Here is a 16,700-nt window from a genome sequence, read left to right on the forward strand (position 1 = left end):
ATTTCAAAAGGGGCTTTTAGCCCCTTTTTTGTCTGGAGAATTTATTATGGCGAAAGAATTTGGTCGCCCTCAGCGTGTAGCGCAGGAAATGCAGAAAGAGATCGCGCTCATTCTGCAACGCGAAATTAAAGACCCACGCGTGGGCATGATGACCACCGTGTCCGGCGTTGAAATGTCCCGTGACCTGGCCTATGCCAAAGTGTTCGTGACCTTCCTGAACGATCAGGACGAAGCGGCAGTAAAAAACGGCATTAAAGCGCTGCAGGAAGCTTCGGGTTTCATCCGTTCCCTGCTTGGCAAAGCAATGCGCCTGCGTATCGTGCCTGAGCTGACCTTCTTCTATGACAACTCGCTGGTAGAAGGTATGCGCATGTCCAACCTGGTGACCAGCGTGGTTAAACACGACGACGAACGTCGTGTAAACCCGGACGACAATAAGGAGGACTGATGAGTCGTCCTCGTCGTCGCGGTCGCGACGTGCATGGCGTGCTGTTGCTGGATAAACCGCAAGGGGCATCCAGCAACGACGTTCTGCAAAAGGTAAAGCGTCTATATAACGCCAACCGAGCCGGCCATACCGGTGCGCTGGACCCCCTGGCGACCGGCATGCTGCCAGTCTGTCTTGGCGAAGCGACAAAGTTTTCTCAGTATCTGCTGGATTCTGATAAGCGCTATCGCGTCATCGCAAAGCTGGGTCAGCGTACCGATACCTCTGATGCTGATGGTCAGGTCGTGGAAGAACGTCCTGTCACTTTTAGCGCAGAACAGCTTGCTGATGCGCTGGAAAGCTTCCGTGGCGAGACTCAGCAGGTGCCCTCTATGTATTCGGCGCTGAAATACCAAGGCAAGAAGCTCTACGAGTATGCGCGTCAGGGTATCGAGGTGCCGCGTGAGGCTCGCCCGATCACCGTTTACGAGCTGCTGTTTATCCGCCACGAAGGCGACGAGCTGGAGCTGGAAGTGCACTGTTCAAAGGGCACTTACATCCGCACCATTATCGACGACCTGGGCGAAAAACTGGGTTGCGGCGCGCACGTCATCTACCTGCGTCGCCTTGCCGTCAGCAACTATCCCGCTGAGCGGATGGTAACGCTTGAGCAGCTTGGTGCGCTGGTGGAGCAGGCGGAACAGCAGGGTCTCTCTGCCGCCGAGCTGCTGGACCCGCTTTTGATGCCTATGGACAGTCCGGCCGCGGACTATCCGGTCGTGAATTTGCCGTTAACATCATCCGTTTACTTTAAAAACGGCAACCCTGTTCGCACCTCAGGCGCACCGGCCGGTGGCCTGGTTCGCGTCACGGAAGGTGATGAAGGTAAGTTCATCGGTATGGGTGAAATGGATGACGAAGGGCGTGTCGCACCCCGTCGTCTGGTGGTCGAATATCCCGCATAACCTCACGCCTCAACTTGCGATAAGCAGGGGAGGCGGGTAGAATATTGCGGCTTAACGTCTCGCAAATTGTTTAACAATAGGCTGGCGTTATACTCGGGATAGCTGAATTAGAGATCGGCATCCTTTCATTCTTTATACTTTGGAGTTGTAAAATGTCTCTAAGCGTTGAAGCTAAAGCTAAAATCGTTTCTGAGTTTGGTCGTGATGCTAACGACAGCGGTTCTACCGAAGTTCAGGTTGCACTGCTGACTGCACAGATTAACCACCTGCAGGGTCACTTTGCAGAGCACAAAAAAGATCACCACAGCCGTCGTGGTCTGCTGCGTATGGTTTCTCAGCGTCGTAAACTGCTCGACTACCTGAAACGTAAAGATGTTGCACGCTACACCGCGCTGATCGAGCGTCTGGGTCTGCGTCGCTAAGTCTTGCGAGTTTCAGAAAAGGGGGCCTTATGGCCCCTTTTTTCAATCAGACGCAGCAATTCACTGGAAACTAATGTATTGTTGCTTTAAATGATCTGCATTGCAGAGGTTCGCGCGGCTAATGAGAGGCTTCACCCATAAGGGTGTCGGTTGTCATTAGTCGCGAGGATGCAGAGTAGATCCGGTTAAATCGTCAGCACGCCAGGGGTGTGCGGACACTTATTTAAGAAAGGACAGAATCTTGCTGAATCCGATCGTTCGTAAATTCCAGTACGGTCAACACACCGTTACGCTGGAAACCGGCATGATGGCGCGTCAGGCGACTGCTGCCGTAATGGTAAGCATGGATGACACCGCGGTATTCGTGACCGTTGTCGGCCAGAAAAAAGCTAAACCAGGTCAGGACTTTTTCCCGCTGACCGTTAACTACCAGGAGCGTACCTACGCTGCCGGTAAAATCCCGGGTGGTTTCTTCCGTCGTGAAGGCCGTCCAAGCGAAGGCGAAACCCTGATCGCGCGTCTGATTGACCGCCCGGTTCGCCCGCTGTTCCCGGAAGGCTTCGTTAACGAAGTACAGGTTATCGCCACCGTTGTTTCTGTTAACCCACAGGTTAACCCGGACATCGTTGCGATGATCGGCGCATCTGCTGCGCTCTCCCTATCTGGTATTCCGTTCAATGGCCCAATCGGTGCTGCACGTGTTGGTTATATCAATGACCAGTATGTACTGAACCCAACTCAGGAAGAGCTGAAAGAGAGTAAGCTGGACCTGGTAGTTGCGGGTACTGAAGCGGCAGTGCTGATGGTTGAATCCGAAGCTGAGCTGCTGAGCGAAGACCAGATGCTGGGTGCTGTGGTATATGGCCACGACCAGCAGCAGATCGTTATCCAGAACATCAACGACCTGGTGAAAGAAGCCGGTAAACCACGTTGGGACTGGCAGCCAGAAGCGGCAAACGACGCGCTGAACGCACGCGTAGCGGCTCTGGCAGAATCTCGCCTGAGCGATGCTTACCGTATCACTGACAAACAAGAGCGTTATGCTCAGGTTGACGTGATCAAATCTGAAACCGTTGCGACGCTAGTGGCTGAAGACGAAACGCTGGATGCTAACGAGCTGAGCGAAATCCTGCACGCTATCGAGAAAAACGTTGTTCGTAGCCGTGTACTGGCAGGCGAGCCGCGCATCGATGGCCGTGAGAAAGACATGATCCGTGGTCTGGATGTGCGTACTGGCGTTCTGCCACGTACTCACGGTTCCGCACTGTTCACCCGTGGCGAAACTCAGGCGCTGGTTACCGCGACCCTGGGTACTGCACGTGACGCGCAGAACATCGACGAACTGATGGGTGAGCGTACTGACAGCTTCCTGTTCCACTACAACTTCCCTCCGTACTCCGTTGGTGAGACCGGTATGGTAGGTTCGCCGAAGCGTCGTGAAATTGGTCACGGTCGTCTGGCGAAACGTGGCGTGCTGGCGGTTATGCCAGAAGCTGATAAATTCCCGTACACCGTGCGTGTGGTTTCTGAAATCACCGAATCCAACGGTTCTTCCTCCATGGCTTCCGTATGTGGCGCATCCCTGGCGCTGATGGACGCAGGTGTGCCAATCAAAGCCGCCGTTGCAGGTATTGCGATGGGTCTGGTGAAAGAAGGCGACAACTTCGTTGTTCTGTCTGACATCCTGGGCGACGAAGACCACCTGGGTGATATGGACTTCAAAGTGGCGGGTTCCCGCGACGGTATCTCTGCACTGCAGATGGATATCAAAATTGAAGGCATCACCAAAGAGATCATGCAGGTTGCGCTGAACCAGGCTAAAGGTGCGCGTCTGCACATCCTGGGCGTGATGGAACAGGCGATCAACGCGCCGCGCGGCGACATCTCTCAGTTCGCTCCGCGTATCCACACGATTAAGATCAGCCCGGACAAGATCAAAGACGTTATCGGTAAAGGCGGTTCTGTTATCCGTGCTCTGACCGAAGAGACTGGCACCACTATCGAAATCGAAGATGACGGTACTGTGAAGATCGCAGCAACCGACGGCGAGAAAGCAAAATACGCAATCCGTCGCATCGAAGAAATTACTGCGGAAATCGAAGTGGGCCGCATCTACAATGGTAAAGTGACCCGTATCGTTGACTTTGGCGCGTTTGTTGCCATCGGTGGCGGTAAAGAAGGTCTGGTTCACATCTCTCAGATCGCCGACAAGCGCGTTGAGAAAGTGACCGATTACCTGCAGATGGGTCAGGAAGTACCGGTTAAGGTTCTGGAAGTTGACCGTCAGGGCCGTATCCGTCTGAGCATTAAAGAAGCGACCGAGCAGTCACAGCCTGCCGCCGCGCCGGAAGCTCCGGCAGCGGAACAAGGCGAGTAAGGTTGCCATTTGCCCTCCGCTCAGGCGGAGGGCTTATTATCAGGCAGGACGCCTTGTTGAGCCGCCGGGGGACAGGACGTTCATCCAATTGTTGTCTTCGGGAGTGGGAAATGAAGCCTTTTCTGCGCTGGTGTTTCGTTGCGACAGCTTTAACGCTGGCCGGATGCAGCAACTCTGCCTGGCGTAAAAGTGAAGTCCTCGCGGTACCATTGCAACCGACTTTGCAGCAAGAAGTGATTCTGGCTCGCATGGAACAAATTCTTGCCAGTCGGGCTTTAACCGATGACGAACGCGCACAGCTTTTATATGAGCGCGGAGTGTTGTATGATAGTCTCGGTCTGAGGGCACTGGCGCGAAATGATTTTTCACAAGCGTTAGCCATCCGACCCGATATGCCTGAAGTATTCAATTACTTAGGCATTTATTTAACGCAGGCAGGCAATTTTGATGCTGCCTATGAAGCGTTTGATTCTGTACTTGAGCTTGATCCAACTTACAACTACGCGCACTTGAATCGCGGTATCGCCCTGTATTACGGCGGTCGTGACAAGTTAGCGCAAGATGATCTGCTGGCGTTTTATCAAGACGATCCGAACGATCCTTTCCGTAGCCTGTGGCTTTACATCGTTGAGCAGAAGCTTGATGCGAAGCAGGCCAAAGAAGCACTGAAACAGCGCTTCGACAAATCGGACAAGGAACAATGGGGATGGAATATTGTCGAGTTCTACCTGGGCAACATTAGCGAAGCAAAGCTAATGGAACGGCTCAAGGCGGACGCAACGGATAACACCTCGCTCGCTGAACATCTCAGTGAAACCAACTTCTATTTAGGTAAGTACTACCTAAGTCTGGGGGATATGGACAGCGCTACGGCACTGTTCAAATTAGCGGTTGCTAACAACGTACACAACTATGTTGAGCACCGTTATGCATTGTTGGAATTATCGCTCTTGGGCCAGGAGCATGACGACCTGGCAGAATCGGACCAGCAATAGCTGACGACATAAACATCAGCCCGTAATCTTTTGATTGCCATCACCTTCACTGGTGAGGGCGTTGTTGTTCGTCAATACACCTACTTTGAGCCGGTTCACACTTTTCAATGAAAATTGCTAATCATTTTCACGATGAGCTAAGTAGACTGGCCGCCATTAATATCGAGGCACTTGTACTACATGGCTGAATTCGAAACCACTTTTGCAGATCTGGGCCTGAAGGCTCCTATCCTTGAAGCCCTTAACGATCTGGGTTACGAAAAACCATCTCCGATCCAGGCAGAGTGTATCCCACATCTGCTCTCTGGTCGTGACGTGCTGGGCATGGCCCAGACGGGTAGCGGTAAAACTGCGGCGTTCTCGCTGCCGCTGCTGAACAACATTGATCCGGACCTGCGTGCACCGCAGATCCTCGTTCTTGCTCCAACCCGTGAACTGGCTGTTCAGGTTGCAGAAGCAATGACTGAATTCTCTAAACATATGCGCGGCGTAAACGTGGTAGCCCTGTACGGCGGCCAGCGTTATGACGTGCAGTTACGCGCCCTGCGCCAGGGCCCACAGATTGTCGTCGGTACGCCGGGCCGTCTGCTGGATCACCTGAAGCGCGGTACTCTTGATCTCTCTAAACTGAGCGGTCTGGTACTGGATGAAGCAGATGAAATGCTGCGTATGGGCTTCATCGAAGACGTAGAAACCATTATGGCGCAGATCCCGGAAGGTCATCAGACCGCTCTGTTCTCTGCAACCATGCCAGAAGCTATCCGTCGTATTACCCGCCGCTTCATGAAAGAGCCGCAGGAAGTACGTATTCAGTCCAGCGTGACCACGCGTCCTGACATCAGCCAGAGCTACTGGTCTGTCTACGGCATGCGTAAAAATGAAGCGCTGGTACGCTTCCTGGAAGCGGAAGATTTTGATGCGGCGATTATCTTCGTGCGTACCAAAAACGCGACCCTGGAAGTGGCTGAAGCGCTGGAGCGTAACGGCTATAACAGCGCAGCGCTGAATGGTGATATGAACCAGGCTCTGCGTGAGCAGACGCTGGAGCGTCTGAAAGATGGTCGTCTGGATATCCTGATTGCAACCGACGTGGCAGCACGTGGTCTGGACGTTGAGCGTATCAGCCTGGTTGTGAACTACGACATTCCAATGGACTCCGAGTCTTACGTTCACCGTATCGGTCGTACCGGTCGTGCGGGTCGTGCTGGCCGTGCGCTGCTGTTCGTTGAGAACCGCGAGCGTCGTCTGCTGCGCAACATCGAACGCACCATGAAACTGACCATTCCAGAAGCAGACCTGCCAAACGCAGAGCTGCTGGGCAAACGCCGTCTGGAAAAATTCGCCGCCAAAGTTCAGCAGCAGCTGGAAAGCAGCGATCTGGATCAGTACCGTGGTCTGCTGGCGAAGATTCAGCCGGTGGAAGAAGGCGAAGAGCTGGATATGGAAGCTCTGGCTGCGGCACTGCTGAAAATGGCTCAGGGCGAACGTACCCTGATCGTTCCGCCAGATGCGCCAATGCGTCCTAAGCGTGAGTTCCGTGACCGTGACGACCGTTTCGAGCGTCGTGGTGATCGTAACGACCGTGGCCCACGTGGCGATCGTCCAGAGCGTGGTGGTGAAGACCGTCCACGTCGTGAGCGTCGTGACGCTGGCGATATGGAACTGTACCGTATTGAAGTTGGCCGTGATGATGGTGTTGAAGTTCGTCATATCGTTGGCGCTATCGCTAACGAAGGCGACATCAGCAGCCGTTACATCGGTAACATCAAGCTGTTCGGTACCCACTCTACTATCGAACTGCCGAAAGGTATGCCGGGCGAAGTTCTGCAGCACTTTACTCGCACCCGCATTCTGAACAAACCGATGAACATGCAGTTGCTGGGCGATGCTCAGCCGCGTCCTGACCGTGGCGGCGAACGTCGTGGCGGTGGTGAGCGTCGTGAAGGTGGTCGTAGCTTCGGCGGCGGTGAGCGTCGTGAAGGCGGTCGTGGTCCTCGTCGTGAAGGCGCAGCGCCAGGCGCGGGTCGCTTCAGCGGTGAACGTCGCGAAAACCGTGGTCCACGTCGTGACGAAGGCACCAGCCGTCGCCGCTTCGGTGGCGATGCGTAACCCCTGGGTTAACTAGCGTAAAGTAATCTATACAGCCCCGGTAATCATTATCGGGGCTTTTTTTATTCCTTTTGTACTCTTGTACTGGTACAGTGCAGCGCATTGATATGCTGTACCAAATTTATGACTGGAGATCTGGCTGTATGGCGACACTAACCACCACCCAAACGTCACCTTCGCTGCTCGGCGGCGTGGTGATCATCGGCGGCACCATTATCGGCGCGGGGATGTTCTCCTTGCCGGTGGTCATGTCCGGGGCGTGGTTCTTCTGGTCACTGGCAGCGCTGGTCTTCACCTGGTTTTGTATGTTGCACTCCGGGCTGATGATTCTGGAAGCCAACCTGAACTACCGCATAGGTTCCAGCTTCGACACCATTACGAAAGACTTGCTGGGCAAAGGCTGGAACCTGGTAAACGGTCTCTCCATCGCATTCGTGCTTTATATCCTGACGTACGCCTACATTTCTGCGAGCGGTTCGATTCTGCATCACACCTTTTCAGAACTGTCATTAGACGTGCCGGCGCGTCTGGCGGGGTTGTGCTTTGCGCTGGCGGTGGCCTTTATCGTCTGGCTGAGCACAAAGGCCGTCAGCCGCATGACGGCCATTGTACTGGGCGCCAAAGTCATCACTTTCTTCCTCACCTTTGGCAGCCTGCTGGGGCATGTGACGCCAGCAACGCTGTTTAACGTGGCGGAAAGTCATGCCAGCTACACGCCGTACCTGCTGATGACCTTACCGTTCTGTCTGGCGTCGTTCGGTTATCACGGTAACGTGCCGAGCCTGATGAAGTATTACGGCAAAGATCCGCGTACCATTGTGAAGTGCCTGGTGTACGGCACGCTGCTGGCGCTGGGGCTGTATGTCATCTGGCTGCTGGGGACGATGGGTAACATCCCGCGTCCGGAATTTATCGGCATTGCGCAGAAGGGCGGAAACATCGATGTGCTGGTGCAGGCGTTAAGCGGTGTACTGAACAGCCGCAGTCTGGATCTGCTGCTGGTTATCTTCTCGAACTTCGCGGTGGCAAGTTCCTTCCTCGGCGTGACGCTGGGCCTGTTTGATTACCTGGCGGATCTGTTTGGCTTTGATGATTCCGCGCCGGGGCGCTTCAAAACCGCGCTGCTGACCTTCCTGCCCCCGATTGTGGGTGGTCTGATGTGGCCGAATGGTTTCCTGTATGCTATCGGCTATGCGGGGCTGGCGGCCACCATCTGGGCGGCAATTGTTCCTGCGCTGCTCGCGCGTAAATCGCGTCAACGCTTCGGCAGTCCAACATTCCGCGTCTGGGGTGGAAAGCCGATGATTGCCCTGATTCTGGTCTTCGGGGTGGGCAACGCCCTGGTGCACATCCTGTCGAGCTTTAATCTGTTGCCGGTATATCCGTAAATCGGATCATTTTACCCTCTCCCCACAGGAGAGGGCAGAATCACAACTAACCCACCAATTCTTCTTTCACCTGCATCGCCAGATCAAACGAGTGTAAACGAGCCTGATGATCGAAAATCTGGCCGTTGACCATAATCTCGTCGGCCTGGGTTTCACGCAGAACCGCTTCCAGCCCGTGGCGTACTTTCGCTTTATCGCCCACCAGCGACATACTAAGCGCCTGCTGAACCCCGTACTGCTCGGAGGCTGACCACAGCTGATGGATATTCTCGACCGGCGGCGGTAACTGCCCGCTTTCGCCGCGACGCAACTTCATAAACGCCTGCTGCATAGAGGTAAAGAGGAACTCTGCATCGCGGTTGCTATCGGCAGCAACAATGTTAATGCAGACCATCGCATACGGCTTCTCAAGTCGCGCAGACGGCTTGAACTGGGTACGATAAAGATGCAGCGCCTGGTGCAGCATATCTGGCGCGAAGTGCGACGCGAAGGCAAAAGGCAGGCCAAGCTGGGCTGCGAGCTGGGCGCTATAGAGGTTAGAGCCCAGCAGCCAGACGGGGATCTTCTCGCCATAGCCCGGCACCGGGCGGACATGAGGGTTCGGGTCGCGAGCGTCGAACCACTCGACGAGCTCAAGCACATCGCGAGGGAAATTGTCCACATCGCCGCTCATATGGCGGCGCAGCGCGCGCATCGTGGGCTGATCGCTACCAGGCGCACGGCCCAGACCTAAGTCGATGCGCCCCGGGTAGAGGGTATTTAAGGTCCCGAACTGCTCGGCGATGACCAGCGGAGAGTGGTTCGGCAGCATGACGCCACCTGAGCCCAGGTGCAGCGTGGTGGTATTCGCGGCCAGATAGCCCAGCAGCACAGAGGTTGCCGCACTGGCGATGCCCACCATATTGTGATGTTCCGCCAGCCAGTAGCGATGATAGCCACGCTGTTCAGCCTGACGCGCGAGATCCAGGGAGTGTGAAAAAGCCTCTCGGGCAGAGGAGCCTTCAGGGATCGGTGCCAGATCCAGCACCGAAAACGGAATGGTTTTATCAGTCATAAGAGCTCACTTTGTTCCGGTTAATCTTTCCATACTGCATTAAAGATTAGCTAAAGTTGTTAACAAAGTGAGCTATTACGTCAGCCCTGCAGCTCCAGCCCGGCAAGGCGTTTCCAGTAGCCGTTGCAGTCACTGTTGGCAGTCAGCGGCAGGGGAGCTTCGCCGTGTTGATTGGCGCGAAACGCATCGAGCATGGCGAAAACGTTAGTATCCAGTGGGGACAAGCGCACCATATCCACCAGCCCGTCCATCGACGTCAGCTCGTTACCGAGATTGTAGACATAGCCGCTCATGGTCTGAATACCGTTGAGGACGAACACCTGCTGATTTTCCTGCGACAGCATGCTGCGCCCGTTCGGGTACTTTATGCAGCAGGTTTCGCATTCGTCCTTCGGACGGTCTTCCGAGCGGGCGGTAAAGCAGCGGGCAGAGTAAGCCAGCGGCAGATGACCATAGCTCAGCACCTCCACTTCAAACTGATTGCGGATCCCCAGCGTTTCGCACTGGTCTAGCAAATTGACCAGCCAGTCACGCGACAGCTCAACCGGCATACACCAGCGGGTCATCCCCTGTTTAAGCAGCAGACGCAAGGTTACGGCGTTATAGCAGTTCAGCGCATGGCCTGCGACAAACGGCAGCTTGCGCTCGGCGCACAGGTTCACCACCCCCAGGTCGCTGGCCTCGAGTAAAAACTCACCGTTATCAACGTATCGTTTTATTTCGCCCAGCTCAGAGGAGGCTTGCACCAGCGCAAGCGTTGAAAGCACCACCTGTTTGCCGCTGCCCGCCAGATTTTTTGCCATCTCCAGCCAGTCACCCACTTTTGTGGCGCGGCGTTTACTGCACACTGCTTCGCCAAGATAGATCACATCGGCGCTGCTGGTGGCCGCCTGCTGATAGAACGCTTCCAGCGTCTCTTTCGGCCAGTAGTAAAGTACCGGCCCTAAGGAATATTTCATGGTTATCTCACTGCCATTTACGGTGATACGCGCCAAGCGTAGTTTGGGTGCCTTCGGACATGGCGCCGAGCGTCTCCATCCAGGCGGGCTGTGGCGCATAGTTTTGTGGATCGGCCATACAGCGATCTATCGCCTGACGCCACACTTTTGCCACCTGGCTAACGTAGGCCGGGCTACGCTGGCGGCCTTCAATTTTCACCGAGGCGATATTCGCAGCCAGCAGCTCTGGTAATAGCGACAGCGTGTTAAGGCTGGTGGGCTCTTCAAGAGCGTGATAGCGCTCGCCGTCCACCAGGTAGCGCCCTTTACACAGCGTTGGGTAGCCTGCGTTTTCCCCCTCCTGGTAGCGGTCGATCAACACATCGTTCAGGCGAGACTCCAGCCCTTTCGGTGTCTGCTGCCAGCGTACAAAGCGGGCAGGGGAACATGCGCCAACGGTATTGGGTGATTCCCCGGTTAAATAAGAGGAGAGGTAGCAGCGCCCTTCGGCCATGATGCACAGGCTGCCGAACGCAAAAACTTCCAGCGGAACTGGCGTGACGCGCGCCAGTTGCTTAACCTGATGAATAGAGAGCACCCGCGGCAATACGACGCGGGCAACATCGAAGTGACGATGATAAAAACGGATCGCTTCTTCATTGGTCGCCGAGGCCTGTACCGAGACATGGCGCTCAATATGAGGATAGCGTTCTGCGGCATACTCCAGCATAGCGAGATCGGCCAGGATCAGCGCATCGGCACCTGACTGAGCTGCCATATCCACCGCGCGCTCCCAGCGGGAATAGCCATCCGGGTGGGCGAAGGTGTTAATCGCAATATGCAGTTTACGGCGATGCTGGTGCACAAAACGGGCGGCTTCCTGCAGCTTTTTCTCGGTAAAATTGAGGCCTGCGAAGTGGCGGGCGTTAGTGTCATCTTTCAGACCGATGTAAACCGCATCGGCGCCATTTTCGATAGCCGCCTTAAGCGCCGGAAGATTTCCGGCAGGACAGAGCAGTTCCATAATGTATCCTGACGTTCGCAGCCCAGGGGATGCAAAAATGTTATAAAACAGGGATTTTAATGAACCCCCTGGGGACAAATTTTGATTTGAGGCAGTTAATCGCGTATTGATGGGACCAATAATGGCTGATGAAGGTCGCTGGTTTGTTGATTTACGCCGCTATACCGACGACTGGATATGGCAATATATCGGGACTATAGATATCAGGGAGAAAAGTTCGTGCTGGAAAAACTGCGTTCACGACTCGTACAGGCAGGCCCGTCACTGTTAAGTTTGCCGGTGAAGCTCACCCCCTTTGCACTGAAGCGCCAGGTGCTGGAACAACTGCTAAGCTGGCAATTCCGCCAGGCGCTGGAAGAGGGCGAGCTGGAATTTCTGGAAGGGCGCTGGTTAAGCATCACCGTTCGTGATATCGGTCTTTGCTGGTTTACCTCTGTCGAAAAGGGTCGGCTGGTCGTTCGTGAATCTGCCGAAGCCGATGTCAGTTTCAGCGCAGATGCCAGCGATCTCCTGATGATCGCAGCGCGTAAACAGGATCCTGACACACTCTTTTTCCAACGCCGTCTGGTGATTGAAGGGGATACCGAGTTAGGTCTGTATGTGAAAAACCTGATGGATGCCATTGAGCTGGAGCAGATGCCAAAAGCGTTACGCATGGCCTTGCTGCAAATGGCCGATTTTGTCGAGGCAGGTCTGAAAAGCCCGCCGGAGAGTAAACACACTTCAGTAGGTGAGCCATGCTGATTCGAGTTGAAATTGGGATTGATGCCCCCGGCATCGATGCCTTGTTACGTCGCGCTTTCGAAGGTGAGGGTGAAGCGCAGCTGGTGCATAATCTTCGTGAAGATGGCCTGATCACCCTTGGGCTGGTGGCGACCGATGATGAGGGGCAGGTCGTTGGTTACGTCGCGTTCAGCCCGGTTTCCGTACAGGGTGAAGAGCTGCAGTGGGTCGGTATGGCTCCGCTGGCGGTAGACGAAAGTTACCGTGGCCAGGGGCTGGCACGCCAGCTGGTTTATGAAGGGCTGGACTCCCTGAACGAGTTTGGCTACGCCGCCGTGGTCACTTTGGGCGACCCTGCCTTTTACAGCAAGCTAGGCTTTGAAAAGGCAGCCCATTACGACCTGCATTGCCGCTGGCCGGGGACGGAATCTGCCTTCCAGGTGCATCGTCTGGCTGATGACGCGCTGCAGGGGGTAAGCGGCCTGGTTGAGTATCACGACCACTTTAACCGTTTTTAACTCACGGCGTTAGCAGGCTCTCGCGTAGCGCCTCGAACGATCCATCCCCGGCGACGAGGCGCTCTTTCTGGCGCTTCGTAAGCTGCTTGATCCTGTATTCCAGCCGCAGCGCCAGCGAGCGCTCACCCACCGGTGCCGCAAACGCGAGCTGCAGCTCACCTTTTCCCCGCAAGGCTTTTGCCCCTTTTCCGGTTTGATGTTGCAAGAAACGCCGCGCCACATCGGTGGTGATCCCCGTGTAAAGTGCGTTATCAGCGGTACGGATAAGATAGAGAAACCAGCACACGGCTATCAATTCGTTATGTTAAGGTGAACGCACCTTAGCAAGAGAGACGCAAAATGGAAACACTGCCCACCATTAACCGCTGGCTGGCAAAGCAGCACGTCGTGACCTGGTGCGTACATCACGAGGGCGAAATGTGGTGTGCGAATGCCTTCTATTATTACGATCCCCAGGCTGTGGCTTTCTACGTCTTAAGCGAAGATAAGACGCGTCACGCACAAATGACCGGGCATCAGGCGAAAGTAGCAGGCACTGTCAATGGCCAGCCAAAAAGCGTGGCGCTGATCCGCGGTGTGCAGTTTAAAGGGGAGATTCGCCGCCTGGAGGGAGAGGAAAGCGACGCGATGCGTAAGCATTACATCCGCCGCTTCCCAATTGCCGCAGCAATGTTAGCGCCGGTATGGGAGATCCGACTCGATGAACTGAAGTTCATCGATAACACGCTGGGCTTTGGTAAAAAACTGCACTGGTTACGCGCCGAGCAGGCGTAGCGCTTCCCGGTTAAAGGCAGGCAGATCGTCTGGCGTACGGCTGGTGACCAGCTGGTCTTTATCGACCACCACTTCCTGGTCGTAAAAATCTGCCCCGGCATTTTTCAGATCAATGACGATCGGTTTAACCGCGGTCAGCTTACGTCCGCGCACCACATCCGCGCTGATCAGCAGTTGGGGGCCATGGCAAATGGCGAACACCGGTTTCCCGCTGGCAACGAAATCGCGCGTAAAGGTAACGAAACGGTCATCTCCGCGCAGCGAGTCCGGGGAGTGGCCACCGGGTAACAGCAGGGCGTCGAAATCTGACGGGCTGACCTCATCAATGTTTTTATCGATGGTCACTTTCGCCTCGCCTTTATGCCCCGTGACGGTTTTGCCGGTCTCTTTCTCAATGGTGATGACCTCATGTCCCGCTTTGCGGAACGCCTCAGCGGGTGAGGTGAATTCTGAATCTTCAAACTCGTCGGTAATCAGGACCGCAATTTTCTTGCTCATGTTTCCTCCGTTGATTTGGCTTCAGACAGATTTTTCTACGTTTGTGGTAAATACTTACCTCACAGACTTTTAAGTGTGGTCGAGCAGGGCAAAATCGCCTACGGACTATTCTGCAAAGGGGAAAAAAATGAGTCAGGTGCTAATTACCGGCGCCACCGGACTGGTGGGCGGGCATCTACTGCGGATGTTAATTCAGGATCGGCGGGTAAATTATATTGCCGCCCCCACGCGTCGTCCGCTGGCGGATATTTCGGGCGTTTTTAACCCTCACGATCCGCAGTTGAGCGATGCGCTGGCGCAGGTCCAGGACCCGATTGATATCGCTTTTTGCTGTCTGGGAACCACCCGGCGCGAAGCGGGCAGCAAAGAGGCTTTTATCCATGCGGACTACACCCTGGTCGTGGATACCGCCCTGACGGCGAAAAAGCTGGGCGCTAAACACTTCCTGGTGGTCAGCGCAATGGGGGCCAGCGCCCGCTCTCCCTTCTTTTACAACAAAGTGAAGGGGAAGATGGAGGAGGCGCTAATCGCGCAGAAGTGGGAACGGCTGACCATCGTTCGCCCTTCCATGCTCCTGGGTGAGCGTGAAAAGCACCGTTTTAGCGAGTCGCTGTTTGCCCCTCTCTTCTCACTGCTACCGGGCAACTGGAAATCAATCGACGGACGCGAAGTGGCCAGAGCGATGCTGAGCGAGGGGCTTTCCCCCTCCAGAGAGGGGGTAAATATTATCCCTTCAGCAAAACTGCATGAAATTTCAAAAGGCGAGGCGTAATATCCCCGGGCAAAATTAAAAACACTCCCCGGGGAATGCTATGACTGGTCAGTCTTCATCTCAGGCGGCAACACCACTGCAGTGGTGGAAGCCCGCTCTCTTTTTTCTCGTTGTTATTATTGGGCTCTGGTATGTGAAGTGGCAGCCCTATTACGGCAAAGCCTTTACTGCCGCCGATACCCACTCGATCGGTAAATCAATTCTCGCTAACGCCAACAGCAGCCCGCTGCAGGCGGCGTGGGACTATGCGCTGGTCTACTTCCTGGCCGTATGGAAAGCTGCGGTGCTAGGGGTATTACTTGGCTCGCTGATCCAGGTGCTGATCCCACGTAACTGGCTGCTGCGAACTTTAGGGAAACCCCGTTTTCAGGGGACGCTGCTGGGTACGCTCTTCTCATTGCCGGGCATGATGTGCACTTGCTGTGCCGCGCCGGTGGCCGCCGGGATGCGTCGCCAGCAGGTGTCGATGGGCGGGGCGCTGGCATTCTGGATGGGCAACCCGCTGCTCAACCCCGCCACGCTGGTGTTTATGGGCTTCGTGCTTGGCTGGCATTTTGCCTTTATTCGTCTGGTCGCGGGTCTGTTGACTGTGCTGGTGGTGGCAACCCTCGTACAGAGACTGGTGAAAGAGACCGCCGTGACCCCTGCGCCGCTGCAGGTCGAACTCCCGGAGCCGCAGGGCAGTTTCCTGTCGCGCTGGGGTAAAGCGCTCTGGCAGCTCTTCTGGAGCACGATCCCGGTCTATATCCTTGCGGTACTGGTTCTTGGCGCAGCCCGCGTCTGGCTCTTCCCGCATGCGGACGGTGCCGTTGAAAACTCGCTGCTGTGGGTGATCGCGTTGGCCGTGGCCGGTATGTTATTTGTAATTCCTACTGCCGCCGAGATCCCGATTGTGCAAACCATGATGCTGGCGGGTATGGGCGTCGCCCCAGCGCTGGCGCTACTCATCACGCTTCCGGCGGTTAGCCTGCCATCGCTTATCATGCTGCGTAAATCATTCCCGGCAAAAGCGCTGTGGCTGACGGGGATGCTGGTTGCGCTGAGTGGAATCATTGTGGGAAGCATTGCGCTGGTATAAAAAAAGCCGGATGGCATTAAGCGCATCCGGCCTGTTGTAAGACCTTCTTGAGGGCAAGAAGGTTATTTGATGAAGGTAAAGGCGGTAGTGACGTGCTTCACGCCGCTCACCCGGCTGGCGATATCCGCTGCCGCTTTGCCTTCACGATCGGTAACCAGACCGAGCAGGAAGACTTCACCGTTCTCGGTGGTCACTTTTACGTTGGAAGATTTCACCTGATCGCTACCCAACAGCTGCGAACGCACTTTGGTGGTGATCCAGGTATCCGATGACGCAGTGGTCAGACCGATTGGCTGCCCCTGACGCACTTCGTTGAACACCTCTGTCGCACCTTCAACGCCCATGGCGATCTGCTTCGCACGGGATGCCAGTTCGGTGGTGGGCGCCTGGCCTGCCAGCAGAACTTTGCCCTGATAAGCGGTAACGTTGATGCGCGCTTCTTTCTTAATCTGTTCGTCTTTGGACAACGCGCTGTTTACACGCAACTCAAGGGTGCCGTCATCTACCTGCGTGCCCACGGAGCGTGGGTCGGTTGCGGCTTTGGTGCTCACTGCGGCAGTACCCACGACCGCTGCGGCGACACATCCCTGAAGCAGCAGCGCAGAAATAAGGACTGCGAGGGGCGAAAATGCCTTCAT

General features: G+C 55.3%; 19 protein-coding genes. 13 read left to right on the forward strand and 6 right to left on the reverse strand.

Annotation, left to right across the window (positions count from 1 at the left end):
* Positions 1–46 precede the first annotated feature (46 nt).
* From rbfA to mtr, 8 genes are all read left to right on the forward strand, one after another.
* Entirely contained in the window at positions 47–448 is a 402-nt protein-coding gene (rbfA, locus tag B2Q93_RS05005; RefSeq protein WP_040073896.1) for a 30S ribosome-binding factor RbfA, read from the forward strand.
* Positions 448–1,392, forward strand: a complete 945-nt coding sequence (truB, locus tag B2Q93_RS05010) for a tRNA pseudouridine(55) synthase TruB (RefSeq protein WP_286932042.1) — start codon at positions 448–450, stop codon at positions 1,390–1,392. Before rbfA ends, truB begins: the two co-directional genes overlap by 1 nt.
* 152 nt (positions 1,393–1,544) lie before the next feature.
* Positions 1,545–1,814, forward strand: coding sequence for a 30S ribosomal protein S15 (gene rpsO, locus B2Q93_RS05015; protein WP_032614416.1), 270 nt, complete (start codon positions 1,545–1,547; stop codon positions 1,812–1,814).
* A gap of 241 nt (positions 1,815–2,055) precedes the next feature.
* Positions 2,056–4,191, forward strand: coding sequence for a polyribonucleotide nucleotidyltransferase (pnp, locus tag B2Q93_RS05020; RefSeq protein ID WP_040073898.1), 2,136 nt, complete (start codon positions 2,056–2,058; stop codon positions 4,189–4,191).
* Between the two features lie 110 nt (positions 4,192–4,301).
* Positions 4,302–5,186: a lipoprotein NlpI gene (gene nlpI, locus B2Q93_RS05025; RefSeq protein WP_286932044.1), complete on the forward strand. Its 885-nt coding sequence runs from the start codon at positions 4,302–4,304 to the stop codon at positions 5,184–5,186.
* Positions 5,187–5,293: 107 nt separating this feature from the next.
* Positions 5,294–5,374, forward strand: coding sequence for a protein YrbN (yrbN, locus tag B2Q93_RS05030; protein WP_097397692.1), 81 nt, complete (start codon positions 5,294–5,296; stop codon positions 5,372–5,374).
* Positions 5,367–7,295, forward strand: coding sequence for a DEAD/DEAH family ATP-dependent RNA helicase (locus B2Q93_RS05035; RefSeq protein ID WP_040073900.1), 1,929 nt, complete (start codon positions 5,367–5,369; stop codon positions 7,293–7,295). Before yrbN ends, B2Q93_RS05035 begins: the two co-directional genes overlap by 8 nt.
* Positions 7,296–7,438: 143 nt before the next feature.
* The gene (gene mtr / locus B2Q93_RS05040) at positions 7,439–8,683 is read left to right on the forward strand and encodes a tryptophan permease (protein ID WP_207292464.1); all 1,245 of its coding nucleotides are present in this window, start codon (positions 7,439–7,441) and stop codon (positions 8,681–8,683) included.
* A 46-nt stretch (positions 8,684–8,729) separates the two neighbouring features.
* Here the strand turns inward: mtr and B2Q93_RS05045 are convergent, their stop codons facing one another.
* The 3 genes from B2Q93_RS05045 to ubiU all read right to left on the reverse strand — a co-directional run bounded on the left by B2Q93_RS05045 (position 8,730) and on the right by ubiU (position 11,699).
* Positions 8,730–9,737, reverse strand: a complete 1,008-nt coding sequence (locus B2Q93_RS05045) for a luciferase-like monooxygenase (RefSeq protein WP_286932046.1) — start codon at positions 9,735–9,737, stop codon at positions 8,730–8,732.
* Positions 9,738–9,817: 80 nt separating this feature from the next.
* Entirely contained in the window at positions 9,818–10,696 is an 879-nt protein-coding gene (locus B2Q93_RS05050; RefSeq protein WP_040073903.1) for a U32 family peptidase, read from the reverse strand.
* Positions 10,697–10,703: 7 nt separating this feature from the next.
* Positions 10,704–11,699 carry a ubiquinone anaerobic biosynthesis protein UbiU gene (gene ubiU / locus B2Q93_RS05055; protein ID WP_212476754.1) on the reverse strand — a complete coding sequence of 332 codons (996 nt, stop codon included), beginning with the start codon at positions 11,697–11,699 and terminating at the stop codon, positions 10,704–10,706.
* Positions 11,700–11,918: 219 nt separating this feature from the next.
* Between ubiU and ubiT the strand changes: the two genes are divergently transcribed.
* Both ubiT and B2Q93_RS05065 read left to right on the forward strand, forming a co-directional pair.
* Positions 11,919–12,443, forward strand: a complete 525-nt coding sequence (gene ubiT, locus B2Q93_RS05060; protein WP_212476752.1) for a ubiquinone anaerobic biosynthesis accessory factor UbiT — start codon at positions 11,919–11,921, stop codon at positions 12,441–12,443.
* On the forward strand, positions 12,437–12,940 hold the full coding sequence (locus B2Q93_RS05065; RefSeq protein WP_046885792.1) for a GNAT family N-acetyltransferase: 504 nt from the start codon (positions 12,437–12,439) through the stop codon (positions 12,938–12,940). Before ubiT ends, B2Q93_RS05065 begins: the two co-directional genes overlap by 7 nt.
* A 1-nt stretch (position 12,941) precedes the next feature.
* On the opposite strand, the gene B2Q93_RS05070 is transcribed toward B2Q93_RS05065, so the two are convergent.
* Positions 12,942–13,226, reverse strand: coding sequence for a GIY-YIG nuclease family protein (locus B2Q93_RS05070; RefSeq protein ID WP_040073907.1), 285 nt, complete (start codon positions 13,224–13,226; stop codon positions 12,942–12,944).
* Positions 13,227–13,279: 53 nt separating this feature from the next.
* Between B2Q93_RS05070 and B2Q93_RS05075 the strand changes: the two genes are divergently transcribed.
* Entirely contained in the window at positions 13,280–13,714 is a 435-nt protein-coding gene (locus B2Q93_RS05075) for a YhbP family protein (protein ID WP_286932049.1), read from the forward strand.
* Here B2Q93_RS05075 and B2Q93_RS05080 read toward each other — a convergent pair.
* A complete protein-coding gene (locus tag B2Q93_RS05080; protein WP_040073909.1) occupies positions 13,694–14,212 on the reverse strand; it encodes a type 1 glutamine amidotransferase domain-containing protein in 519 nt (172 codons plus the stop codon). The genes B2Q93_RS05075 and B2Q93_RS05080 overlap by 21 nt on opposite strands.
* 127 nt (positions 14,213–14,339) lie before the next feature.
* Here B2Q93_RS05080 and B2Q93_RS05085 point away from each other — a divergent pair, with 127 nt between their 5' ends.
* Together B2Q93_RS05085 and B2Q93_RS05090 are read left to right on the forward strand one after the other, a co-directional pair.
* On the forward strand, positions 14,340–14,984 hold the full coding sequence (locus B2Q93_RS05085; protein WP_046885793.1) for an NAD(P)H-binding protein: 645 nt from the start codon (positions 14,340–14,342) through the stop codon (positions 14,982–14,984).
* Between the two features lie 40 nt (positions 14,985–15,024).
* Complete coding sequence (locus tag B2Q93_RS05090; protein WP_046885794.1) at positions 15,025–16,062, forward strand: permease; 1,038 nt, start codon at positions 15,025–15,027, stop codon at positions 16,060–16,062.
* A 62-nt stretch (positions 16,063–16,124) separates the two neighbouring features.
* Here the strand turns inward: B2Q93_RS05090 and dolP are convergent, their stop codons facing one another.
* Positions 16,125–16,700 carry a division/outer membrane stress-associated lipid-binding lipoprotein gene (dolP, locus tag B2Q93_RS05095; RefSeq protein ID WP_040073912.1) on the reverse strand — a complete coding sequence of 192 codons (576 nt, stop codon included), beginning with the start codon at positions 16,698–16,700 and terminating at the stop codon, positions 16,125–16,127.

It is taken from the genome of Leclercia sp. UBA5958 (assembly GCF_002430365.1).
GTDB lineage: Bacteria > Pseudomonadota > Gammaproteobacteria > Enterobacterales > Enterobacteriaceae > Enterobacter > Enterobacter pneumoniae.

What these genes read in the sequence shown, in the direction of transcription:
- yrbN (WP_097397692.1), top strand. Translation starts at nt 5,294, where the DNA reads ATGAAAATTGCTAATCATTTTCACGATGAGCTAAGTAGACTGGCCGCC.
- B2Q93_RS05085 (WP_046885793.1), top strand. Translation starts at nt 14,340, where the DNA reads ATGAGTCAGGTGCTAATTACCGGCGCCACCGGACTGGTGGGCGGGCAT.
- B2Q93_RS05045 (WP_286932046.1), bottom strand. Translation starts at nt 9,737, where the DNA reads ATGACTGATAAAACCATTCCGTTTTCGGTGCTGGATCTGGCACCGATC.
- truB (WP_286932042.1), top strand. Translation starts at nt 448, where the DNA reads ATGAGTCGTCCTCGTCGTCGCGGTCGCGACGTGCATGGCGTGCTGTTG.
- B2Q93_RS05080 (WP_040073909.1), bottom strand. Translation starts at nt 14,212, where the DNA reads ATGAGCAAGAAAATTGCGGTCCTGATTACCGACGAGTTTGAAGATTCA.
- B2Q93_RS05050 (WP_040073903.1), bottom strand. Translation starts at nt 10,696, where the DNA reads ATGAAATATTCCTTAGGGCCGGTACTTTACTACTGGCCGAAAGAGACG.
- rbfA (WP_040073896.1), top strand. Translation starts at nt 47, where the DNA reads ATGGCGAAAGAATTTGGTCGCCCTCAGCGTGTAGCGCAGGAAATGCAG.
- rpsO (WP_032614416.1), top strand. Translation starts at nt 1,545, where the DNA reads ATGTCTCTAAGCGTTGAAGCTAAAGCTAAAATCGTTTCTGAGTTTGGT.
- B2Q93_RS05090 (WP_046885794.1), top strand. Translation starts at nt 15,025, where the DNA reads ATGACTGGTCAGTCTTCATCTCAGGCGGCAACACCACTGCAGTGGTGG.
- dolP (WP_040073912.1), bottom strand. Translation starts at nt 16,700, where the DNA reads ATGAAGGCATTTTCGCCCCTCGCAGTCCTTATTTCTGCGCTGCTGCTT.
- B2Q93_RS05065 (WP_046885792.1), top strand. Translation starts at nt 12,437, where the DNA reads ATGCTGATTCGAGTTGAAATTGGGATTGATGCCCCCGGCATCGATGCC.
- B2Q93_RS05035 (WP_040073900.1), top strand. Translation starts at nt 5,367, where the DNA reads ATGGCTGAATTCGAAACCACTTTTGCAGATCTGGGCCTGAAGGCTCCT.
- ubiU (WP_212476754.1), bottom strand. Translation starts at nt 11,699, where the DNA reads ATGGAACTGCTCTGTCCTGCCGGAAATCTTCCGGCGCTTAAGGCGGCT.
- B2Q93_RS05075 (WP_286932049.1), top strand. Translation starts at nt 13,280, where the DNA reads ATGGAAACACTGCCCACCATTAACCGCTGGCTGGCAAAGCAGCACGTC.
- nlpI (WP_286932044.1), top strand. Translation starts at nt 4,302, where the DNA reads ATGAAGCCTTTTCTGCGCTGGTGTTTCGTTGCGACAGCTTTAACGCTG.
- mtr (WP_207292464.1), top strand. Translation starts at nt 7,439, where the DNA reads ATGGCGACACTAACCACCACCCAAACGTCACCTTCGCTGCTCGGCGGC.